The organism is Streptomyces sp. NPDC007907, from assembly GCF_042959365.1.
Taxonomy (GTDB): domain Bacteria; phylum Actinomycetota; class Actinomycetes; order Streptomycetales; family Streptomycetaceae; genus Streptomyces; species Streptomyces indiaensis.
Map to the genome: position 1 here is coordinate 953,092 of NZ_JBIBKR010000001.1, position 20,113 is coordinate 973,204.

The 20,113-nt window shown below is 72.0% G+C and carries 17 protein-coding genes and 1 riboswitch; of the genes, 8 read left to right on the plus strand and 9 right to left on the minus strand.

What is annotated here, in order from left to right; all coding sequences use genetic code 11:
• Window positions 1–47: 47 nt before the first annotated feature.
• A complete protein-coding gene (gene pcrA / locus ACFZDI_RS04345) occupies window positions 48–2,525 on the minus strand; it encodes a DNA helicase PcrA (RefSeq protein WP_234848753.1) in 2,478 nt (825 codons plus the stop codon).
• A 314-nt stretch (window positions 2,526–2,839) separates the two neighbouring features.
• Window positions 2,840–3,012: riboswitch (cyclic di-AMP (ydaO/yuaA leader) on the plus strand.
• A gap of 7 nt (window positions 3,013–3,019) precedes the next feature.
• Between pcrA and ACFZDI_RS04350 the strand changes: the two genes are divergently transcribed.
• Together ACFZDI_RS04350 and ACFZDI_RS04355 are read left to right on the plus strand one after the other, a co-directional pair.
• Window positions 3,020–4,207 carry an NlpC/P60 family protein gene (locus ACFZDI_RS04350; RefSeq protein ID WP_391247643.1) on the plus strand — a complete coding sequence of 396 codons (1,188 nt, stop codon included), beginning with the start codon at window positions 3,020–3,022 and terminating at the stop codon, window positions 4,205–4,207.
• A 305-nt stretch (window positions 4,208–4,512) separates the two neighbouring features.
• Complete coding sequence (locus ACFZDI_RS04355) at window positions 4,513–5,442, plus strand: hypothetical protein (protein WP_391247645.1); 930 nt, start codon at window positions 4,513–4,515, stop codon at window positions 5,440–5,442.
• Here the strand turns inward: ACFZDI_RS04355 and ACFZDI_RS04360 are convergent.
• Entirely contained in the window at window positions 5,420–5,773 is a 354-nt protein-coding gene (locus tag ACFZDI_RS04360; RefSeq protein ID WP_234848756.1) for a hypothetical protein, read from the minus strand. The two genes, ACFZDI_RS04355 and ACFZDI_RS04360, sit on opposite strands and share 23 nt — an antisense overlap.
• A 419-nt stretch (window positions 5,774–6,192) precedes the next feature.
• Between ACFZDI_RS04360 and ACFZDI_RS04365 the strand changes: the two genes are divergently transcribed.
• Window positions 6,193–7,251 (plus strand): NlpC/P60 family protein, encoded by a 1,059-nt coding sequence (locus ACFZDI_RS04365; RefSeq protein ID WP_391247647.1) that lies wholly within the window; start codon window positions 6,193–6,195, stop codon window positions 7,249–7,251.
• 54 nt (window positions 7,252–7,305) lie between these two features.
• On the opposite strand, the gene ACFZDI_RS04370 is transcribed toward ACFZDI_RS04365, so the two are convergent.
• Window positions 7,306–8,046, minus strand: coding sequence for a response regulator transcription factor (locus tag ACFZDI_RS04370; RefSeq protein ID WP_234848758.1), 741 nt, complete (start codon window positions 8,044–8,046; stop codon window positions 7,306–7,308).
• The gene (locus ACFZDI_RS04375; protein ID WP_234848759.1) at window positions 8,043–9,335 is read right to left on the minus strand and encodes an ATP-binding protein; all 1,293 of its coding nucleotides are present in this window, start codon (window positions 9,333–9,335) and stop codon (window positions 8,043–8,045) included. Before ACFZDI_RS04375 ends, ACFZDI_RS04370 begins: the two co-directional genes overlap by 4 nt.
• 178 nt (window positions 9,336–9,513) lie before the next feature.
• Between ACFZDI_RS04375 and ACFZDI_RS04380 the strand changes: the two genes are divergently transcribed.
• Both ACFZDI_RS04380 and ACFZDI_RS04385 read left to right on the plus strand, forming a co-directional pair.
• Complete coding sequence (locus ACFZDI_RS04380) at window positions 9,514–10,965, plus strand: PspC domain-containing protein (RefSeq protein ID WP_391247650.1); 1,452 nt, start codon at window positions 9,514–9,516, stop codon at window positions 10,963–10,965.
• Window positions 10,952–11,176: a hypothetical protein gene (locus ACFZDI_RS04385; protein ID WP_234848761.1), complete on the plus strand. Its 225-nt coding sequence runs from the start codon at window positions 10,952–10,954 to the stop codon at window positions 11,174–11,176. Before ACFZDI_RS04380 ends, ACFZDI_RS04385 begins: the two co-directional genes overlap by 14 nt.
• A gap of 51 nt (window positions 11,177–11,227) precedes the next feature.
• On the opposite strand, the gene ACFZDI_RS04390 is transcribed toward ACFZDI_RS04385, so the two are convergent.
• Together ACFZDI_RS04390 and ACFZDI_RS04395 are read right to left on the minus strand one after the other, a co-directional pair.
• Window positions 11,228–11,758, minus strand: a complete 531-nt coding sequence (locus tag ACFZDI_RS04390; protein WP_391247653.1) for a DoxX family membrane protein — start codon at window positions 11,756–11,758, stop codon at window positions 11,228–11,230.
• A 242-nt stretch (window positions 11,759–12,000) separates the two neighbouring features.
• On the minus strand, window positions 12,001–13,296 hold the full coding sequence (locus ACFZDI_RS04395) for a hypothetical protein (protein WP_391248038.1): 1,296 nt from the start codon (window positions 13,294–13,296) through the stop codon (window positions 12,001–12,003).
• 286 nt (window positions 13,297–13,582) lie between these two features.
• Between ACFZDI_RS04395 and ACFZDI_RS04400 the strand changes: the two genes are divergently transcribed.
• The gene (locus ACFZDI_RS04400) at window positions 13,583–14,464 is read left to right on the plus strand and encodes a DUF4429 domain-containing protein (protein WP_234848764.1); all 882 of its coding nucleotides are present in this window, start codon (window positions 13,583–13,585) and stop codon (window positions 14,462–14,464) included.
• A 51-nt stretch (window positions 14,465–14,515) separates the two neighbouring features.
• Here ACFZDI_RS04400 and ACFZDI_RS04405 read toward each other — a convergent pair whose 3' ends face one another.
• Window positions 14,516–15,310, minus strand: a complete 795-nt coding sequence (locus ACFZDI_RS04405; RefSeq protein WP_234850600.1) for a class II aldolase/adducin family protein — start codon at window positions 15,308–15,310, stop codon at window positions 14,516–14,518.
• A gap of 189 nt (window positions 15,311–15,499) precedes the next feature.
• Between ACFZDI_RS04405 and ACFZDI_RS04410 the strand changes: the two genes are divergently transcribed.
• The gene (locus tag ACFZDI_RS04410) at window positions 15,500–15,973 is read left to right on the plus strand and encodes a pyridoxamine 5'-phosphate oxidase family protein (RefSeq protein WP_234850599.1); all 474 of its coding nucleotides are present in this window, start codon (window positions 15,500–15,502) and stop codon (window positions 15,971–15,973) included.
• A gap of 9 nt (window positions 15,974–15,982) precedes the next feature.
• Here ACFZDI_RS04410 and guaA read toward each other — a convergent pair whose 3' ends face one another.
• Entirely contained in the window at window positions 15,983–17,563 is a 1,581-nt protein-coding gene (gene guaA, locus ACFZDI_RS04415) for a glutamine-hydrolyzing GMP synthase (protein ID WP_234850598.1), read from the minus strand.
• Window positions 17,564–17,891: 328 nt separating this feature from the next.
• On the opposite strand from guaA, the gene ACFZDI_RS04420 reads away from it, so the two are divergent.
• Entirely contained in the window at window positions 17,892–18,188 is a 297-nt protein-coding gene (locus tag ACFZDI_RS04420; protein ID WP_234850597.1) for a chorismate mutase, read from the plus strand.
• A gap of 591 nt (window positions 18,189–18,779) precedes the next feature.
• Here the strand turns inward: ACFZDI_RS04420 and ACFZDI_RS04425 are convergent.
• On the minus strand, window positions 18,780–19,922 hold the full coding sequence (locus ACFZDI_RS04425) for a hypothetical protein (RefSeq protein WP_391247656.1): 1,143 nt from the start codon (window positions 19,920–19,922) through the stop codon (window positions 18,780–18,782).
• Between the last annotated feature and the right edge of the window lie 191 nt (window positions 19,923–20,113).

Genomic DNA, 20,113 nt, shown 5'->3' on the forward strand with positions numbered 1-20,113 from the left:
CCCGCCCGCGTCGAGCGCGCGGGAGCCCAGCGGTTCACCTCACGGCGCTACAGCTTCTCCACCGGCGCGTACCGCAGCAGCAGGCGCTTCGGTTTGGTGTCGCCGAAGTCGATCGTCGCCTCGGCGTTGCCGCCCGTGCCCTTGACCGCGACGACGGTCCCGAGTCCGAACTGGTCGTGGGTGACCCGGTCCCCGACCGCCAGTGACACCACCGGCTTCTCGGAGGTGCGGCGCGTGGCGAAACCGGAGGCGCCCGAAGCCGACGAGCGCGAGCGGGACGACGACAGCGAGGCCGCCACCGCCGAGACCGGCCCGGAGGACGCGGGCGCGGTCGCTCCCGTCCGCTTCCACTCCACGTGGGCCGGGGGGATCTCCTCCAGGAACCGCGAGGGCGGGTTGTACGAGGGCTGGCCCCACGCGCTGCGCAGGGTGGACCGCGTCAGATACAGCCGCTCCCGCGCGCGCGTGATGCCGACGTAGGCCAGGCGCCGCTCCTCCTCCAGCTCCTTGGTCTGGCCGAGGGCGCGCATGTGCGGGAAGACGCCGTCCTCCATGCCGGTCAGGAAGACGACCGGGAACTCCAGGCCCTTGGCGGTGTGCAGGGTCATCAGGGTGATGACGCCGTCGCCGTCCTCCTCGTCGGGAATCTGGTCGGAGTCGGCGACCAGCGCGACCTGTTCGAGGAAGTCGGACAGGGAGGCCTGCTCGTCCTCGCCGCGCTCCTGTTCGAACTCCATGGCGACGGCGGCGAGTTCCTGGAGGTTCTCGATCCGGGTCTCGTCCTGCGGGTCGGTGGAGGCCTGGAGCTCGGCGAGGTAGCCGGTGCGTTCCAGGACGGCCTCCAGCACCGTGGCCGGCCCGGCGCCGGACTCGACGACGGTGCGCAGGTCCTCCATCAGCGTGTTGAACCGCTTGACGGCGTTGGTGGAGCGCGCGGCCATGCCGTAGGCCTCGTCGACGCGCTTGAGCGCCTGCGGGAAGCTGATCTTCTCCCGCTGGGACAGGGCGTCGATCATCGCCTCGGCGCGGTCGCCGATGCCCCGCTTGGGGACGTTGAGGATCCGGCGCAGCGGCACCGAGTCCTCGGGGTTGGACAGCACGCGCAGGTAGGCCAGGACGTCCCGGACCTCCTTGCGCTCGTAGAAGCGGACGCCGCCGACGACCTTGTAGGGCAGGCCGACGCGGATGAAGACCTCTTCGAAGACACGGGACTGGGCGTTGGTGCGGTAGAAGACGGCGACGTCGCCGGCCTTGGCCTCGCCGGCGTCCGTGAGGCGGTCTATCTCGTCGGCGACGAACTGCGCCTCGTCGTGCTCGGTGTCGGCGACGTAGCCGGTGATCCGGGCGCCGCTGCCCGCGTTGGTCCACAGGTTCTTGGGGCGGCGGGACTCGTTGCGCTCGATGACGGCGTTGGCGGCGCTGAGGATGGTCTGCGTGGAGCGGTAGTTCTGCTCCAGCAGGATGGTCGTCGCGTCCGGGTAGTCCTCCTCGAACTGGAGGATGTTGCGGATCGTCGCGCCGCGGAAGGCGTAGATCGACTGGTCGGCGTCGCCCACCACGCACAGCTCGGCGGGCGGGATCTCGGCCTCGGGCGGCACGTCGACCGGGTGCTCGGAGGTGCCGACCAGCTCGCGGACCAGGGCGTACTGCGCGTGGTTGGTGTCCTGGTACTCGTCGACCAGGACGTGCCGGAAGCGGCGGCGGTAGTGCTCGGCGACGTCCGGGAAGGCGCGCAGCAGGTTGACCGTCGTCATGATCAGGTCGTCGAAGTCGAGGGCGTTCGCCTCGCGCAGCCGCGACTGGTACATGGCGTAGGCCTGGGCGAGGGTCTTCTCGAAGCCGTCGGTGGCCTGGGCGGCGAAGTCCTCCTCGTCGATCAGCTCGTTCTTCAGGTTGCTGATCTTGGCGCTGAAGGACTTCGGCGGGAAGCGCTTGGGGTCGAGGTCCAGGTCGCGGCAGACCAGGGCCATCAGACGCTTGGAGTCGGCGGCGTCGTAGATCGAGAAGGAGGAGGTGAAGCCGAGCTTCTTGCTCTCCCGGCGCAGGATGCGCACGCACGCGCTGTGGAAGGTCATGACCCACATGGCGTTGGCGCGCGGGCCGACGAGCTGCTCGACACGCTCCTTCATCTCACCGGCGGCCTTGTTGGTGAAGGTGATCGCGAGGATCTGGCCCGGGTGCACGTCCCGCTCGGCGAGCAGGTGGGCGATGCGGTGCGTGAGCACACGGGTCTTGCCGGAGCCGGCGCCGGCCACGATGAGCAGCGGGGAGCCGGAGTGGACGACGGCGGCGCGCTGGTTGTCGTTCAGCCCCTCCAGGAGGGCGGCGGCGTCCACCACGGGGCGGGGGGCTCCGTCCCGGTAGTAGGCGTCCCGGTCCGGGGGCGCGTCGAACTTCCCGCCGAACAGATCGTCCGGGATCGGCTCCGGAACGTGATCGTCCTCGGGCGGCGGCGGGGGTTCGTCGGCCGGGCCCCGCTGGGCCTGGAGGTTCGCCAGGAAGTGGTCGTCAAAGAGGCTGCTCATCGCTCTCCGAGTCTAGGGCGCCCCACTGACAGCCCGCCGCCGCCCTGAGAACATCGCCGCGCACCCGGTGTCCCGCCGACCGCACGGAGGCGCGTTGTCGCCCTCCATGACGGCATGATCACGCCCTGCTATTGCCACTACATACGCGGATCTTTGACCACGAATCCCCCTTGATCGCTCACTCTCGGCAACGCCCGGGGATAAGGTCACGAAAATGTATCGGGCATATCACCCATCAACCTTCACAGGGGCCACACCAGTTGGCTACCGTGCGACCAGGCCGCACGACCCCCACCGGCGAACGTCGCCGGGCCGCGCGGCCTCCGCCGAGTCCGGTGTGCCGCAGTGGCAGCCGGAGCCGGGGACCCAACCGTGAACCTGGGGTGAATCGGCCCGACTCCCTGAGCGGAGAGGCCGTAGGGCAAACCTTCCGAACCACCCGCCCGAACCCGACAGCTAACCCGGTAGGCGGAACGTGGAAGGAGTCGCCTCCCTTGGCGTCGCACCGCAAGTCGCGTCCTACGGGTACGCGCGTGGCAGGCATACGGACCCCCGCCCTCGCAACGGCGGCCCTCACCTCCGTGGCCCTGCTCTCCCAGTCGGCCAACGCCGCCCCCGCGGCCGACGACAAGCCCAGCCTGGAGGAAGTCGAGAAGAAGGTCGACGACCTGTACCGCCAGGCCGAGTCGGCGACCGACAAGTACAACGCGGCCAAGGAGAAGACCGCGAAGCAGCGCAAGCGCGTCGACACCCTCCTCGACGACGTCGCCCAGCGCACCCAGAAGCTCAACGAGGCGCGCGAGGAGCTCGGCTCCTTCGCCTCCGCCCAGTACCGCACCGGCGCCGCCGCCCCGGACACGGCGACGTTCCTGCTGGCGGACACCCCGCAGGACTACTTCGACCAGACCCAGCTGATGGACCGGATGACGGGCCGCCAGAAGGTCGCGGTCGACGACTACGTCACCCAGCAGTCCGAGACGATGAAGAAGCGCCAGGAGGCCACCGAGAGCCTCGAGACGCTCACCGAGTCGCAGGGCGACCTGAAGACCGCCAAGGCCACCGTCCAGCGCAAGCTCGCCGACGCGCGCGAGCTGATGTCGAAGCTGACCGCCGAGGAGAAGGCCCGGCTCGCGGCGATCGAGAAGGAGAAGCGGGAGGAGGCCGCCCGCAAGGCCGACGAGCTGGCTCGGCAGCAGGCCGCGCGTCAGCAGGCGCAGGAGGAGGCCGCCCGGCAGCAGGACAGCGGGACGGCCTCGTCGGGCTCCACGGGATCGACGGGCTCCGGCTCGTCCTCCTCGACGGCCCCGGCCGACTCCTCGTACGCCACCAAGGCCGACAAGGCGCTGGCCTTCGCCCGCGCCCAGATCGGCAAGCCGTACGTGTGGGGCGCCGTCGGGCCCGGCTCCTACGACTGCTCGGGCCTGACCCAGGCCGCCTGGAAGGCCGCGGGCGTCACCCTGCCGCGCACGACCTACGACCAGGTGAACGCCGGAACCACGGTTCCGCTCTCCCAGGCCCAGCCGGGTGACCTGGTCTTCTTCTACGACGACGTCACCCACGTCGGGATCTACATCGGGAACGGCATGATGATCCACGCGCCGAAGCCCGGCACGTACGTGCGCGAGGAGTCGATCTACTACGACGGCGAGTCGGCGATCCACAGTGTGGTCCGCCCGGCCTGAGTGGTCTCCTGAGGGCCTCTTCGGATCTGTCGGATTCCCGGCTGCCTGTCGTCAGCTTGTCGTCCGCGACGGACAGCCGGGCATCGCTCCGCGGAGTGACCGGCGTGAACACAGGGCTCCCTTCCGGCCACCTCGGTTCCGGTAGTGCCCAGCGTCGACAATGACCTCGCCGCTTCCATCAGAAGCGGTGACGAATACCCGGCCCATGAGAACTCTGAGAACTCGACCGGACGGTTTCCTCGCATTTCGAGGGGCGCGCGCGTGCCCCTCCCGTAACGCGCGCGCCGCTCTCTAGCATCAGCGCTATGTCCGGTCCCTCCCCGTTCGCCACCTGGTGGTCGACATATGCGCTGGCGACCGGCACCGTGTCGGTCGGCCTGGACTCGGCGGGGTACGCCGTCCCCGCCCGCGTCACCCTCGCCCTGGCCTGCGCGGCCTGGCTGGCCGCGGCCGCGGCCCTGGCCCAGCGGGCGCGCGGCGAGTGGCGGACGGAGACCCCGGCCGCGCTCACCATGGTGGCGGCGACCGCCGTCCTGGGCACCGGCTTCTCCGCGGCCGGACAGCAGACCCTGGCGGCGGCGCTACTGGCGCTCGCCATGATGCTCTGGGCGGTACTGCTCAGCGTGGAGGCCCAGGGACGCCGCGGAACGGTGTTCCTGCGCTGCGTGGCCACCGAGGGGCTCGCCGTGCTCGGCGCGACACTCGCAGCGGCCGACGCGGCGGCCTGGCTCGCCCACGCGGCCCTCGTGCTGTTCTGGCTGGGGCTCGCCCTCTACGGCCTCGCCCTGTTCCGCTTCCAGCCCCGGCAGGTGGAGGAGGGGCGCGGGGACCACTGGCTGGCGGCCGGTGCCCTCGCCATGTCGGCACTGGCCGGGGCGCGGCTCGTCGCCGCCGACAGCCCGCGCCTGTACCTGTGGAACGAGGAGAACGCCGACGTCCTGCGCACGACGACGGTCACGCTGCTCGTGCTCGCGCTGATCGCCTGCGTCGCCCTGCTGCTCGCCGAGCTCTTCTGGCCCCGGCACCTCTACGACGTACGGCGCTGGGCGACCGTGTTCGCCGCGGTCGTGACGGCCGCGGCCACCCTCGCGGTCGCCGCCGCCCTCGACGTCCCCTGGCTCGACGCCGCCGGGGAGGTGCTGCTGTGGGTCGCGGTGTCCGCCTGGCTCGGGTGCACCGCCTGGGCCCTCGACTCCGCCCGGCGCTCCCTGATCAGGTCCAGAGCACGGCGATGAAGATGTTCGCCGTGGTCAGCAGACCCACCAGGCCGAAGAGGCCCTTGTCGACCTTCTCGTCGTCCCGCTTCACGTAGACCAGGCCGAGAATCACGATCAGCAGGGCCAGCTTCACGCCGATCTTTATGTTGTTCACCGTCTGGTCGTCGGCCTGGTTGAGGCCGACCAGGATCACACCGGTGACCAGCATCGTGAACGCGCCGTGCAGCATCGCGGGGGTGAAGCGGGCGGTACCCTCGCCCATCGCCTTCATCTGAGTGAGGAAGCCGCCCAGGAGCGAGGCGATGCCGATGATGTGGAGGCCGACGAAGAGGTGGATGAGTACGTCCATGAGGCCGGAGCCTAATCAGGGGCTCCGGGGCCGCCCGACACCGGCCCATGGGTGCATAAATGCACCCCATAGCAGTCGATCACGGTCACTCGCCGACGAATCGACGCATCGGTCATCACGCTGAGTGAAGTAGACGGCGCGCGAGCCGGCCCACGGTCGCATATGGTCACCGTCGGTCCTCTCGGGACACTTCCGCACACCCGCCACCACGCCGCCACGGTGACGCTTAGCGTCCCCACCAGGTGCCCGGCTCCCCACCGCCGCCCGGGCCAGGGGCGGCAGTCGGACACCACCGCCGAAATGGTCCGGCGGCGGTCCGCTCCCCCCTGTGCGGGTCGTCGCCGGACGCGCAGGCCGCCCGTCCGCTCCCCGCCGGCGGCCGCACCCGCCGGCGGTCGAGGAAAGGACGTGGCCTCCAGTTGGCAGCGCACCGCAAGCCCCGACAGCGCGCATTGGGTGGCGGCAAGGCCCGTACGGCCGCCACGATCGCCCTCGCGGGCGCGGCGACGGCGACGGGCTTCGACGGGACCGGACACGCCGAGCCGCAGCTCACCCCCGGCCAGGTCAAGGCCGAGGTGGACCGGCTGTACCAGGAGGCGGAGGTCGCCACCGAGAAGTACAACGGCGCGAAGGAGAAGGCCACGGCGGCCGGGCAGCGGCTGAAGGACCTCCAGGACCGGGCGGCGCGCAAGGCGGAGCGGCTCAACTCCGCCCGGGACGCCCTGGGTTCGGTCGCAGCAGCGCAGTACCGCGCCGGCGGTCTCGACCCCGCGGTGCAGCTCGCCCTCTCCGACGATCCCGACCGGTACCTCGAGAACGCCGAGTTTGTCGAGCGGGCCGGCACCCGGCAGAACACCGCCGTGGCGCGGGTGCGCCGGCAGCTCCGGGAGATCGAGCAGCTGCGCGGGGCCGCCCACATCGAGCTGACGTCCCTGAAGTCGCGGCAGGGTGAGCTGAAGCGGCACCAGAAGACGATCACCGGCAAGCTGGGCTCGGCACGGCGGCTGCTGTCCCGCCTCGACCCGCAGGAACGTTCCCGGCCGGGCGTCTCCCAGGACCGGGCCTCGCGGTCGGCGGGTGGCAGGGACACCCTCGCGGCCCCCGGCTTCGCCTCCTCGCAGGCGCCCAACCCCCGCGCGGCGGCGGCCGTCTCCTACGCGCACCAGAAGCTCGGCAGCCCCTACGTCTGGGGCGCCACCGGCCCGAACGCCTTCGACTGCTCAGGGCTCGTCCAGGCCGCGTACCGCGCGGCGGGCGTCTCCCTCCCCCGCACGACGTACTCCCAGATCGCCGCCGGCCGCCGCGTCGACCGCTCCGAACTCCTCCCCGGCGACCTGGTCTTCTTCTACGCCGGCATCAGCCACGTCGGCATCTACGTGGGCAACGGCCGGATGATCCACGCCCCTAACCCGTCGGCACCGGTGCGCGTCGCGCCGCTGGACGAGATGCCGTTCGCGGGAGCGACGCGGGTGGTGTGAGCGGTGACGCGGGTGGGACGGGCGGTCCGGCCGGGCGCCGGGTCCCGCCCCGGGTCACACCAGGCGCCGCGCCGTCGCCCAGCGGGTCAGCTCGTGACGGTTGGAGAGCTGGAGCTTGCGCAGCACCGCCGAGACATGCGACTCGACCGTCTTGACGGAGATGTACAGCTGCTTGGCGATCTCCTTGTAGGCGTAACCCCGCGCGATGAGCCGCAGCACCTCGCGCTCGCGCTGGGTCAGGCGGTCCAGGTCCTCGTCGACCGGCGGCGCGTCCGTGGAGGCGAAGGCGTCCAGGACGAACCCGGCCAGCCGGGGGGAGAAGACCGCGTCGCCCTCCTGGACGCGGAAGATGGAGTCCACGAGGTCCGTGCCGGTGATCGTCTTGGTGACGTAGCCACGGGCACCGCCGCGGATCACGCCGATCACGTCCTCCGCGGCGTCCGACACGGACAGTGCGAGGAAGCGCACCGGCTGCTCGGTGTCCGCCATCAACGGGGCGCAGCGGCGCAGCACTTCGACGCCGCCCCCGCCCGGCAGGTGGACGTCGAGGAGGACCACCTCGGGACGGGTCGCGGTGATGACCGTGACGGCCTGGTCGACGTCGGCGGCCTCGCCGACGACCTCGACGCCGGTCTGCACGGTCTGCCCGATCTCGGCCTGGACCCCCGTACGGAACATGCGGTGGTCGTCCACGAGGACCACGCGGACATGACGCCCCGGGCCGCCGCTCTGCTCCGCGGGCCCCGCCGTCTCCGCCGATCCCGCCGTACCGTTCGCCTCGGTCGGGTCGCTCATGACGTCTTCTCCGCCCTCTCCATCTCCAGCTCGACCTCCGTGCCGCCGCCCGGCACCGCGCGCAGCCGCGCCGTGCCGCCGTTGCGCTCCATACGGCCGATGATCGATTCTCTGACACCCATCCGGTCGGCGGGTATCGCATCGAGGTCGAAGCCGGGGCCGCGGTCCCGGACGGACACGAAGACCGTCTTCCCCTCGACCTCGGCGAAGACCTGCACGGCGCCGCCCTCGCCACCGTACTTGGCAGCGTTCACCATTGCTTCCCGCGCGGCCTGCATCTGTGCGGCGATCCCGTCGTCCAGGGGGCAGTCGCCCACGACGACGACCTCGATGGGCACACCGTGCTTGTCCTCCACCTCGGCGGCGTTGCGCCGGACGGCGTCGGCGAGGGTGGTGGGTTCGTCGGCCTCGTCCTTGCCGGTGCCCTCGGGCTTGTAGAGCCAGGTGCGCAGGTCGCGTTCCTGGGCGCGGGCCAGGCGGCGGACCTCGTTGGCGTTGTCCGCGTTGCGCTGTATCAGGGTGAGGGTGTGCAGCACCGAGTCGTGCACATGGGCGGCGACCTCCGCGCGCTCCTGGGCGCGGATGCGCATCAGGCGCTCCTCGGAGAGGTCCTGCGTCATGCGCACCAGGTACGGCCCGGCGAGCAGCGTGATGCCGACGAGGACGGCGAGGGCCGCTTGGAGGACGGAACCGAGGTGTGCCGCGGAGCCCTGGAGGACGAAGATGCCGGAGACGCCGGCCGTCACCAGCAGCACGCCGCCCACCGAGCGCATCAGCGTGACCGTGCGCCGGCGGCGGCCGACCTCGGCCCAGCGGGCCCGCCGGGCGTTGTCCGCCTGCCGCCAGACCAGGGCGACGCCCGCGCCGACGAGGACGGCGGGCCAGAGGTAGGCCCGGGCGCCCCCGCTGAGGTTCACATTTCCCACGAAGACCATGGCCACCACGACCATGAGGAGCAGGGCGACGATCTGGCCCCGGTCCGGTCTGCGCGCGACGCGTCTGCGGCGGCCGTCGGGCGATGTCTCCTCGGTCATCGGCGACGGCGGTCGCTGGGCCTCGACACCCCCGACGCCGAGTGGGACGAAGAACCAGAACGCGGCGTACAGCAGCGCACCGAGGCCGTCGGCCATGAACAGGCCGACGAAGACGAGCCGTACCCAGATCACGGGCAGCCCGAGATGCCCGGCGAGGCCCCGCGCCACACCCCCGAGCCAGCGTCCGTCACTGCTGCGGTAGAGCTTGCGCGGCGGCCGCGGTTCGGCGAGTGGCGCTGCTGCGGCTTCCGACATGCCATTGATGGTCACACGTGCGGGAGTCCGGAGCATCAGGGTCGGCCCCTGAGGCTCCCCTGATCTCCGTCGGCCCCCCCCTCGAACGCTTCCCGAGCCGCTTCTCAGGGCCGATATCAGGGTCCGGCCAGGGTCGTTCCGACTCCCGCCGCGGCGCCGCGCCCGTCACCATGGACCCATGACCGATCACGAGCACGCCGCGACGGGTCCGGGACCCGGCTCCGGCCCGCGCCCCGAGGGTGCCGGGCCGGAGGATGCCGCGCCCGCCGCGGGTCCCGCGCCCGGGCGCGCGGGCGCGGGAGAACAGGGAGGAGCACCCGGTACGGCCGCCCCCGGCGAGGAGGCCGTCCCGCCCGGGCCGCCGCACGCGTTCCGCCGCGACCGCCGCCACAAGACGCTGGCCGGCGTCTGCGCCGGGCTCGGGCGGCAGTGCGACATGGATCCGGTGATCTTCCGCATCACCCTCGCCGTGCTCTCCGCCACCGGCGGCATCGGCCTCCTCTTCTACGGCTTCGCCTGGCTCTTCGTCCCCTACGACGACGAGGAGGAGAACGAGGTCCGCAAGCTGCTCACCGGCCGCGTCGACGGCCAGGCCCTGGTGGCCGTGCTGTTCGCGCTGGTCGGCTGCGGGGTGTTCCTGACGATGTTGCACAACGGCGGGGTGCTGACCTTCGCCGTCGTCCTCTCCCTGGTCCTCGCGGGCGCCGGTTACTGGTCACGCCAGCGCGGCGCCCCCAGCCCCGACCCGCTGGCCGCCCAGGCCGCCGCCGACGCGCCGCCGGAGCCCCAGGCGCCGCCGGTGTTCCTCACCTCCCCGTCCTGGTGGCGCGACCCGATCGTCAAGGACGGCACCCACATCGGCGGCACGGGCTATCTGTGGGGCCCGCGCGACACCCGCGACCTGGACGTCGCCGCGGCCGTCAACATCGGCCTCGGCACCCGCCCCGGCACCGGCGAGGACATACCCGCCCGTCACCCCCGGCCGCCCCGGCCGCGCGGCCCCCGCTGGATCGGCGGCTGGGTCTTCCTGCTGGCGCTGCTCGCCGGCGCTCTGGGCACGAGCCTCACGTGGGACGGGCACCCGCTCGGCACCAGCCTGCAGACGGGCCTGTCCTGGGCGCTCGCCGTGCTGGGCCTGGGCATAGCCGTCAGCGCCCTCCTGGGCCGGACCGGCGCGGGATCGATCTTCCTGGCGATCATCACGGCGGGCCTGATGGTCGGCGCGGCGGCCCTGCCGAGGGCGATCGACACGCACTGGGCGCGCACCACCTGGCAGCCCGCCACGGTGGCGGACGTACGGCAGCAGTACGAGTTGGGCACCGGCGTCGGCACCCTGGACCTGAGCAGGCTGGACGTGTCCGGGAAGCAGACGGTCACGACACGGGCGGAGATCGGCATGGGCAAGGTCAGGGTGCTGGTGCCCGACGACGTGATCGTGCGGCTGGACGTCGAGGTCGGCGTCGGCGATCTCCAGCTGCCGGGCGACGACCCGAAGGACGTGGACGTGCAGCCGGGACGGCACAAGCGGATCACCCTCTCCCCCGCCGGGGGCGTCGAGAAGTCCGGAACCATCGACCTGGACCTCCAGGTCGGCGTAGGACAGGCGGAGGTCAGCCGTGCTGCGTCATGAACTCCAGCCCGGGAAGCTGGTCGCCGGCACCGTCCTCGTGGTGGCGGGCGTCCTCTACGCGGGTGACGCGGGCGGTGCCTGGGACATCCCGTGGTTCGTCGCGATCCCCCTCGTCACGGGCGGGCTGTGCCTGGCGGGCGCGGTGGCGCTCCTGACGGGCGTGGTGCGCCGACGCCGCCGGGACGGCGGTACGGGCGCGGACATGGGCTGACGTGGGCCGGCCGGTGCGGCCTGCGTCGGCCCGCCGCCGGTACGGCCTCCGCTACCGGTACGCGCCGCTTCGCTGCCGTCGTCGCGACCGCAGCGCGGCGTCGAGGGACAGCAGGGGCGCGCCGGCGAGGATCAGGGGGGTCCAGGCCATGAGGTAGGCGAGGTCGTTGCCGTAGTAGTACGGGTCGGAGGCCCAGCTCACGGTCAGCCACAGGCTGAGGGAGATCAGCGCGCCGCCGAGTGCGGCAAGACGGGCGAGCAGGCCGAGCAGGGTGCCGATGCCGACGGCGAGCTCGCCGAAGGCGATGGCGTAGCCGAACCCGACGGGGCTCTTGAGGGAGAGGTCGACCAGGGCGGGAATGGCGGAGGAGTCGCGTACGGCGCGCATCATGTCGCCGATCGACCCGGCACCGGAGTCCTTCATGAAGGCGCTGTCGGTGAGCTTGTCCAGGCCGGCGTAGATGAAGGTGACGCCGAGGAAGATGCGCAGCGGCAGCAGGGCGTAGCGGGTGGCGTTGTCGCGCCAGCCTCCCCCCTGGCCGAAGTGGGGGGTGTGCGTGTCCGTTCGCATACCGTGAGTCATCGCTGCTAGCCGCCTCTCGCCCGCCGGTGCCGAGCCCCCTCAACAGACGATACGTACGCCGCCCGGACCGCGCTCAATCCTGAGCGAACGGCTCGGGCCGGCCTTCCGGCGACGCGGGGTGCCGCGGTGTGGTGCCCAACGGGGTGGTCACCGCGGGGGATGGTCTCCAGGGCGGCCGTGCGGGGTGCTGCGGCGTGGTGCCCCACGGGGTGGTCCACGCAGTGGCTTCCGGGCCGCCGCCCTCACTCCGTCACATCGACCGCGTACCGATTCGTCTCGGCCCCTGCGGCGGTGACGACCTGCACCTCCACCCTGCCGGGTTCCACGTCGGCCGGTACCGGCACGGTCAGCAGCGTGTCCGTGGGGTTGCGGAACCCCCCGGGCACCGGCACCAGCGGCACGTGGACGTGCACCGCGCCGACGCGCACGACCATCCGGGCCAGCCGGTCGGCGCCCTGCGCCCCCGGCGGCACGAAGCCCGCACCGCGGATCTCGATGTCGTCGCCGGTGCGGATCGGCCCGTCCAGGTCGCCCGCCTCCCGGGCCCGCACCACGGAGAGGATGACCGGCCGGCCGCCCTCGGCGTACTTGCCCGCCAGATACGTGGCGCCCGACACCAGCACCACCACCGCCAGTCCCCAGGGCAGATCCGGCAGCTGCTCCGGGTGCCGGGCCAGCCGTACCGCCGCGAAGACCAGGGCGACAGCGCTGACGACGACGTACTGGATGTCGGCGAAGGTGCCGCGCCCCGCGTCATCGGTCAGGAGGTCGGCGGCCCGTGGCCGGTGGGCGCGTACCTTCTGCAGCCGCTGGCCCAGCACCCGCAGTCCGACCACCCGCCGCACGAGCACGGCGATCCCGCACAGCGCGGCGAGCACGGTCACGATGCCGGCGCCCCGGGCGAGGTCCAGGCCGGAGATCAGCGCGTCCCGCTCCCGGTGTCCGGAGGCGGCGGCCAGTCGCCCCGCCAGGACGAGCACCGAGTACGCCACGAACAGCACCCAGGCCGCGGCGACCGTACGGGACGTGGACAGCCGGTTGTCCTCACCGATCACGGGTGCCAGCACCCCGCCCCTCGCCCGGTGGAACCAGGACGCGACGGTCAGCGCCAGGGCCGTGACCAGCGCCGCGGCCAGTCCGGCCGTACGCGCCGCCGTCCACCCGGCGCCGACCGCGGTGAGGGCCTGACCCAGCAGCAACAGCACCACGGCCGCCCAGACGACGGCCGCGGTGCGCCGCCACAGACCCGTCAGCCAGGCCTGCCCCTCCGCCCGCCCTCGCTCGGCGACCTGCTCGGCGGACTGCGCCAGTTCCTCGGAGACCCACTGGCGGGAGGCGGAGGCGGAGTGGGCCACCGCGGCCGGCAGTCCGCGCCCGGCGGCGAACTCGTCCCGGCGGCGCAGGAACGCGGCGACGGCCCGCCGGTGCCCCTCACGCGCCCCGTGCGGGCAGTCCCCGCAGGCGCACCCGCCCTCGTGATCACCCCCCGGTCCGCCCGGGTGCACTCCGGCGTACCCGCCGTGTCCACCGGTGGGCACACCGGCGTAGCCGCCCGCGTACCCCTCGGCACGGACACCCGCACGCGCGGCCGCGTACCCGCCCGGGTCCGCGCCGCTCTGCCCCGTCTCCCGCACCGCCACGCCCGACGCCCGCCTTCCCGCGACCCAACCGCCACCGGCCTTCCGGACCCCGGAAACACCGCTGTGCAACTCCCGTGCGACGACAGCGAATTGTGCCTTACATCACCCCGTCCGCGTCCGTCCGGTCTGGTCAACACGGGTGAACTCCAGTGCGCCCTGTTGACCCGGCTGGGAGAATTCCCCTATGGCCGAGATCATCCAGCGGGACGGGACCTGGGCCTTCGACGGCGACACGATCCGGATCACGCCCGGCCTGAACCGCTCCGTGCCGCTGTTCCGGCGGACGTGGGGAGAGATCGACGTGCCGCTCGCGGCGGTGGCCGGGATCGTCCTGGAGTCCGAACGCAGGCGCGGGCGGCTGAGGTTGCGGCTGCGGCAGGGCGCCGATCCCCTGCTCCAGGCGACGGGCGGGCGACTGCCGGACGCGGCCGATCCCTACCGGCTGGCCGTGGCCGCCGACCGGACGGGGGTCGCCGAGTACGTCATCGAGGAGATCCGCCGTGCGCTGCTCCTCGACCGGATCCCGCGGGAACCGGCGCGGACCTATCTGCTGCCCGGCCCGCCGGTCCCGGTCTCGGTGCGCACCTCGGACGGGACGGTCTCCTTCGACGGCACCCGGATCCGCATCGACTGGGCGGAAACCTCAGAGCGGGTCAAACGCGCCACCGGCCCGCGGATCATCGACATCGGCGACCTCGTCCGGGTCGAGTGGCTGCCGAACACCGGCCGCGTGGACGGTTCCCTGCGCTTCGTGACCCGCGAGACCGTGTCCTCGGCACTGCCGCCCGAGAAGGACCCGTACGCGCTGGACCTGTGGGGCAACGCCCGCCGGGACCTGCTCACCGCACTGGTCGCCGCGGCGGTCACCGCCCGGCTGCCGCACCCGTCGGCACGCACCGCGACGGGGAGCGACGGGATCGAGGCGCCCTGCGTGCCGCCGCCCGCCTCCGACCACCACGACGTGCTCCTGCGCCGGCTGCGCGAACTGGGGCGCCTGCACCGCGAGGGCGTCCTCACGGACGAGGAGTTCACGAGGACGAAGACGGCGATCCTGCGGGGCTTCTGACGACACGCATCCCACCCCGCGGCCCCCGGCCCCACTACCCGGCCCGGCGGCCTAGTCGAGCAGCCCCGGCTCGCTCCGGCTGACGTCCTCCCACATCGGCTGGTAGTTGATCCACGCGACCAGGTCGCCGCCCAGCTGCTCCCGGGTCGCCACCGCCATCCGGTGCTCGATCCGGACCGGCCGCCCCGCCGCCTGCGCGGTCAGCTGCACCTGGCAGGAGCGCTCCATCGACACGAACCACCAGGCCGCCGCGTCCACCGAGTCGCCGACGGTCAGCAGCCCGTGGTTGCGCAGCACGAGCGCCTTGCGGGAGCCCAGCACCTCCGCGATGCGCCGCCCCTCCTCGGCGTCGACGGAGACACCGGTGTACGTGTCGTAGAGGGCGTGGTCCTCGTAGAAGGCGCAGCTCTCCTGGGTGATCGGCTCGAGCAGTTCGCCGAGGGCCGCGAGCGCCCTGCCGTGCACCGAGTGGCAGTGGGCGACGGCGACCACGTCCGGCCGGGCGGCGTGGACCTGGGCGTGCACGGTGAAGGCGGCCTGGTTGACGTGGTAGCCGCCCTCGACGACCTGGCCGTCCTGGTTGGCGAGCACGAGGTCGCTCACGGTGACGTGCCGGAAGGGCATCCCGAACGGGTTGACCCAGAAGCAGTCGGTGAATTCCGGGTCCCGGGCGGTGATGTGGCCGGAGACGCCGTCCTCGTAACCGAGCCGCCCGAAGATCCTCAGGGCGCCGGCGAGCCGTTCCTTGCGGTGCCGGCGCTCGTCCTCGACCGACTCGTGCATCGGCGGCATGGCGAAGCGCAGCCGGTCGGTGGGCAGCGGCAGGGGCGGCGTGGGCCCGTGCATAGGTCCTCCAGCACTGATTCTGCGTACGGGCGGAAGTTACCGTCCGTGAGGCCGGGAAGAACAGGAGCGGTTCGTGAAGATGCCACGTGCGCCCCTGCGAGCACCCTGTGCCCATACGAGTGCCCCTTGGCTCCCGCGCCCCACGAACAGCCGACAGAAGATGTCGTAATTCGGCGCGACACTCATCTCATGACAGCGAACTGGACGGCTTTCGCCGCAGCCGAACCGGATCTGGCCGGCACCGTGGAGAAGCGCTTCGGTGCCTTCACGCACCACATCCTCGCCACCCTCCGTAAGGACGGTTCGCCCCGCACCAGCGGCCTGGAAGTGCGGTTCCTCAACGGCGAACTGTGGCTCGGCATGATGCCCGACTCGCTCAAGGCCCTCGACCTGCGCCGCGACCCGCGCTTCGCGCTCCAGGCGAACCCCGGCGCGGGCACGGGCATGGGCGGCGGCGACGTCCGGATCAGTGGCCGGGCGATCGAGGTCGACGACCTGGAGACCAAGGCCGGATACGTCGAAGAGGTGGAACCGCCGGAGCCGTTCCACCTCTTCCGCACCGAGCTGACGGAGGTCGTACGGACCTACGTCGAGGACGACACGTACCTCGTCGTCCAGGTCTGGACGCCCGGCGCTCCGCTGCGCACGATCAAGCGCACATAGGCCCGGGGGTCACTCCCACTCGATGGTGCCCGGCGGCTTCGAGGTCACGTCGAGGACCACCCGGTTGACGTCCTTGACCTCGTTGGTGATGCGCGTGGAGATCCGGGCGAGGACGTCGTACGGCAGGCGCGACCAGTCGGCCGTCATGGCGTCCTCGGACGAGACGGGGCGCAGCACGATGGGGTGGCCGTAGGTGCGGCCGTCGCCCTGGACGCCGACGCTGCGCACGTCGGCGAGCAGGACCACCGGGCACTGCCAGATGTCGCGGTCGAGGCCGGCCGCCGTGAGCTCCTCGCGGGCGATGGCATCGGCCTCGCGCAGCAGGTCCAGGCGCTCCTTGGTGACCTCGCCGACGATGCGGATGCCGAGGCCGGGGCCGGGGAACGGCTGGCGCTGGACGATCTCCTCCGGCAGGCCGAGCTCCTGGCCGACCATGCGGACCTCGTCCTTGAACAGCTTGCGCAGCGGCTCGATCAGCTGGAACTCGAGGTCCTCGGGCAGCCCGCCCACGTTGTGGTGGGACTTGATGTTGGCGGTGCCGGTGCCGCCGCCGGACTCGACGACGTCCGGGTAGAGCGTGCCCTGGACCAGGAATTCCACGGCCGGGCCCTGGTCGGCGATGATCTCGGCCTGGGCCTGCTCGAAGACGCGGATGAACTCGCGGCCGATGATCTTCCGCTTCTCCTCGGGGTCGGAGACCCCGGCGAGTGCCTTGAGGAACCGCTCCTCGGCGTCCACGACCTTCAGCTGCACGCCGGTCGCGGCCACGAAGTCCTTCTCGACCTGCTCGGTCTCACCCTTGCGCATGAGGCCGTGGTCGACGTACACGCAGGTCAGCTGGGAGCCGATGGCCTTCTGCACGAGGGCCGCGGCGACCGCGGAGTCCACACCGCCGGACAGGCCGCAGATGGCGCGCCGGTCACCGACCTGCTCGCGGATGGCGGCGACCTGCTCCTCGATGACGTTGCCGGTCGTCCAGTTCGGCGTGAGCCCCGCGCCCCGGTAGAGGAAGTGCTCCAGCACCTGCTGCCCGTGCGTGGAGTGCATCACCTCGGGGTGGTACTGGACGCCGTAGAGCTTCTTCTCGTCGTTCTCGAAGGCAGCGACCGGCACGACGTCGGTCGAGGCCGTGACGGAGAAGCCCTCGGGGGCGGCGGAGCAGGCGTCGCCGTGCGACATCCAGACGGGCTGCTCGGCGGGGGTGCCCTCGAAGAGCGTGGAGGACACCTTGGAGACGTGCAGGTCGGTGCGGCCGTACTCGCGGGCGCCGGTGTTGTCGACGGTGCCGCCGAGGGTGCTCGCCATCAGCTGGAAGCCGTAGCACATGCCGAAGACGGGGACGCCGGCCTCGAAGATCTCGCGGTCCAGGCTGGGCGCGCCCTCCGCGTAGACCGACGAGGGACCGCCGGAGAGGATGATCGCCGCGGGGTTCTTGGCGAGCATCTCCTGGACCGGCATGGTGCTCGGCACGATCTCGCTGTAGACCCGCGCCTCGCGGACGCGACGGGCGATGAGCTGGGCGTACTGCGCGCCGAAGTCGACGACCAGGACGGTGTCGGCGGCGTTGGCAGCGGGAGTCGCTGATGACACGGGGTGCCTTCCGGCGGTGGGGCGGGGGTCTTGTGCCACCCGATTCTACCGGGGGGCCGCCGGGCTCCTGCCGTGAGCCGGACGACCGCCCCGTCTCAGGATGCGAACCGGCTTGGACGGCCCCGGGCCGGGGTGCATACTTGCCCCCATGTTCCAGCAGCAGACGTTCGTCTTTACCTATGGCATCCGGCCCGCCGGACGCCATGGTCGTGCTGCTTGAGCAACTGACGAGCGACTTCCCAGGCGCCCCGGGCCGACAAGGCCCGGGGCGTCTGTCGTCGTCCGGGCCGTGTCACCCCGGGGCGGCCCCGACGACGAGGAGCCCCCCATGACCGCCATCGACACGACCGCCGTCGACGTGACCGGCGCCCGCACCCCCGAGGCCGCCGACGTGATCACCGGCGCACGCGAGCGGATCGACGCGCTCGACGACCGGATCATCGGCCTGATCCAGGAGCGGGTGGCCGTCTCCGCCGTCATCCAGGAGGCGCGGATCGCCTCCGGCGGGCGGCGCGTGAACCTTTCCCGCGAGATGGACGTCCTCGGCCACTACAGGGAGGCGCTGGGCAAGCCGGGAACCGCGCTCGCGATGACCCTGCTGGAGCTGTGCCGCGGCAAGATCTGAAGCCGCGCGATCAGAAGCGAACAGATCGAAGCCTCGGGATCCGGAGCCTCGAGACCCGGAGCCTCAGGGCCCGGGTCCCTGTTCCCGGGACAGACGTACGCATCGCTCTCACCCGTACGGCGCGTGACCGGCGCGGCACCGCGTCGTTGGTCCCGGTGTCCGTGCCAGCCAGGGGCGGGCCCGAAAGAACCACGCGTGGCTCACTGGGGCGATGAGACGCACGGATCGTGCCGTGCGTCGTGGGACCTCGCTCCAGGGACGTGACCGGACGGCAGGGGACAGCAGCCCGGTCACCAAGAGAACGGTCGGCTCCGGGGACGCCCGGGGCCGACCGGCGGACCTTGCATAAATGCACGAGTCTGGGTCAAACGGTTGCGGGCGCCGCGTTCATCCAGCACGATGCGTACACAGTCCAAGTCCCCCAGCGGCCACCCGCATTGCCGTACTGCCAGAGGTACAGACCAGCGGCGCAACCCCCCGGCGCCGCTTCCAGGCACCGGCGCTGCCCTGACGTCGGTGCTGACGAGAAGAAGGGCCCCGCGGCTCCACCCGCGGGGTCCTTCGCTCTGCCTGGTGCCGGTCACCGTCCGCTCAAGTGCGGGTGACCCTCCCGCAGGCGCCGCCGTCGTCGTGGTCGATGTCCCTGCTCCGGTCGTACGGGTCCGTCGGCGGGCCGCTCGGGTCGGGGCCCTCGGACGGGCTCGACGAGAATCCCGGATGCAGGTACCCGTCGTGGACGTCACAAGCGGAGTTGCCTATCTCCTGGTCGTACTCGACCAGCAGCACCCGGCCCGGTGTGACCTTGTACCGGGCGGGGTCGGCGAGTTCGATGTCGAGGACCCTGCGCACGATGGTGCGGGTGACCTCGGGAGGGCCGTCCGCCCGCACGACGGGGTAGACGAAGGTGTAGTCGGCGCGCACCGCGACACCACCCTGCGTTCCCTTCTTGAACGTCATGCGCCCGCGGGTCTTGATCACGTCGCCGACCGGACGCACCTCGTCGGGGTCGAAGCGGCTGAACAGGGTCACCGGGTCGTGCTCCCTGCTGGGTGAACGCAGCCCGGTGTCGAGGTCGTCGAGGAGCCCGGGCTGCTTGGGGTCCAGCACGGAGAGCGCGGCAGCGGGGCGCGCCCCGCGTACGGCCTTCCGGTCGAGGTTGGCGCCCACCAGCAGCTTCTTCGTCAGCTTCAGCGCCTCTTCCACCCGGCCGGCGGAGACCGCGCCGACGGCCTTCGCCTCCGGCAGGACGATGCCGGCCTCGCCGTCGGCCCAGCGCAGGGCCGGGGAGCCGGCGAACGGCCGGTCCAGGGTGGGGGTTTCCGGGTCCGACGCACCCGGCGCGGCGCTGGGCGCCGCCGTCTCGTCGGGCAGCGGTGAGGCCTCGGCCGCCTGCGGACCCCCGGTGCCGAAGGGGTCGCCGGGCAGCGACGACGGCTTCAGGGCGATCAGCACCACGGCCGCCGCGACGGTCACACCGAGCGCCGCCCACAGCTTGCGGCGCCGGGCGGCGCGGCCGTTCGTGCCCTGCCACTCCGGCCCGGTACGCCACCCGGGTGGCTGCTCGCCCCGGGCGTCCTGTTCGCGTAGCCGCTCGGTCACCATGCGGGCCCGCGCGGACGGCTCCTTCGGGGCGGAGGATCGGATGTCCCGCTCGGTGTCGCGGATGAACTGCTCCCAGACGTCGTCGGGGAGCCCGGAGGCCGACGACGAATCGTCGGACGGTTTCTCAGACACGAACCCAAGATCTAAGCGTGTGGCAAGGGCCTTCACAAGAAGGTCTTGGGTGTGACCCAACGCACATAAGAATTCTGTGAATGCCAGCACAACCATTCACAGGTGTCGCGGATCAAACCTGCCGAACCAAGGGCCACTCCCGCGCCCCACACGCGGAGGCCTCCCCCAACGTTCGTGCCGCATCCCGCGGT

Bases quoted from the DNA above. Each gene is read 5' to 3' on its own strand.
- pcrA (WP_234848753.1), bottom strand. From the start codon at position 2,525: ATGAGCAGCCTCTTTGACGACCACTTCCTGGCGAACCTCCAGGCCCAG.
- ACFZDI_RS04355 (WP_391247645.1), top strand. From the start codon at position 4,513: ATGTCCGGTCCCTCCCCGTTCGCCACCTGGTGGTCGACATATGCGCTG.
- ACFZDI_RS04360 (WP_234848756.1), bottom strand. From the start codon at position 5,773: ATGGACGTACTCATCCACCTCTTCGTCGGCCTCCACATCATCGGCATC.
- ACFZDI_RS04370 (WP_234848758.1), bottom strand. From the start codon at position 8,046: ATGAGCGACCCGACCGAGGCGAACGGTACGGCGGGATCGGCGGAGACG.
- ACFZDI_RS04375 (WP_234848759.1), bottom strand. From the start codon at position 9,335: ATGTCGGAAGCCGCAGCAGCGCCACTCGCCGAACCGCGGCCGCCGCGC.
- ACFZDI_RS04380 (WP_391247650.1), top strand. From the start codon at position 9,514: ATGACCGATCACGAGCACGCCGCGACGGGTCCGGGACCCGGCTCCGGC.
- ACFZDI_RS04390 (WP_391247653.1), bottom strand. From the start codon at position 11,758: ATGACTCACGGTATGCGAACGGACACGCACACCCCCCACTTCGGCCAG.
- ACFZDI_RS04400 (WP_234848764.1), top strand. From the start codon at position 13,583: ATGGCCGAGATCATCCAGCGGGACGGGACCTGGGCCTTCGACGGCGAC.
- ACFZDI_RS04405 (WP_234850600.1), bottom strand. From the start codon at position 15,310: ATGCACGGGCCCACGCCGCCCCTGCCGCTGCCCACCGACCGGCTGCGC.
- ACFZDI_RS04410 (WP_234850599.1), top strand. From the start codon at position 15,500: ATGACAGCGAACTGGACGGCTTTCGCCGCAGCCGAACCGGATCTGGCC.
- ACFZDI_RS04420 (WP_234850597.1), top strand. From the start codon at position 17,892: ATGACCGCCATCGACACGACCGCCGTCGACGTGACCGGCGCCCGCACC.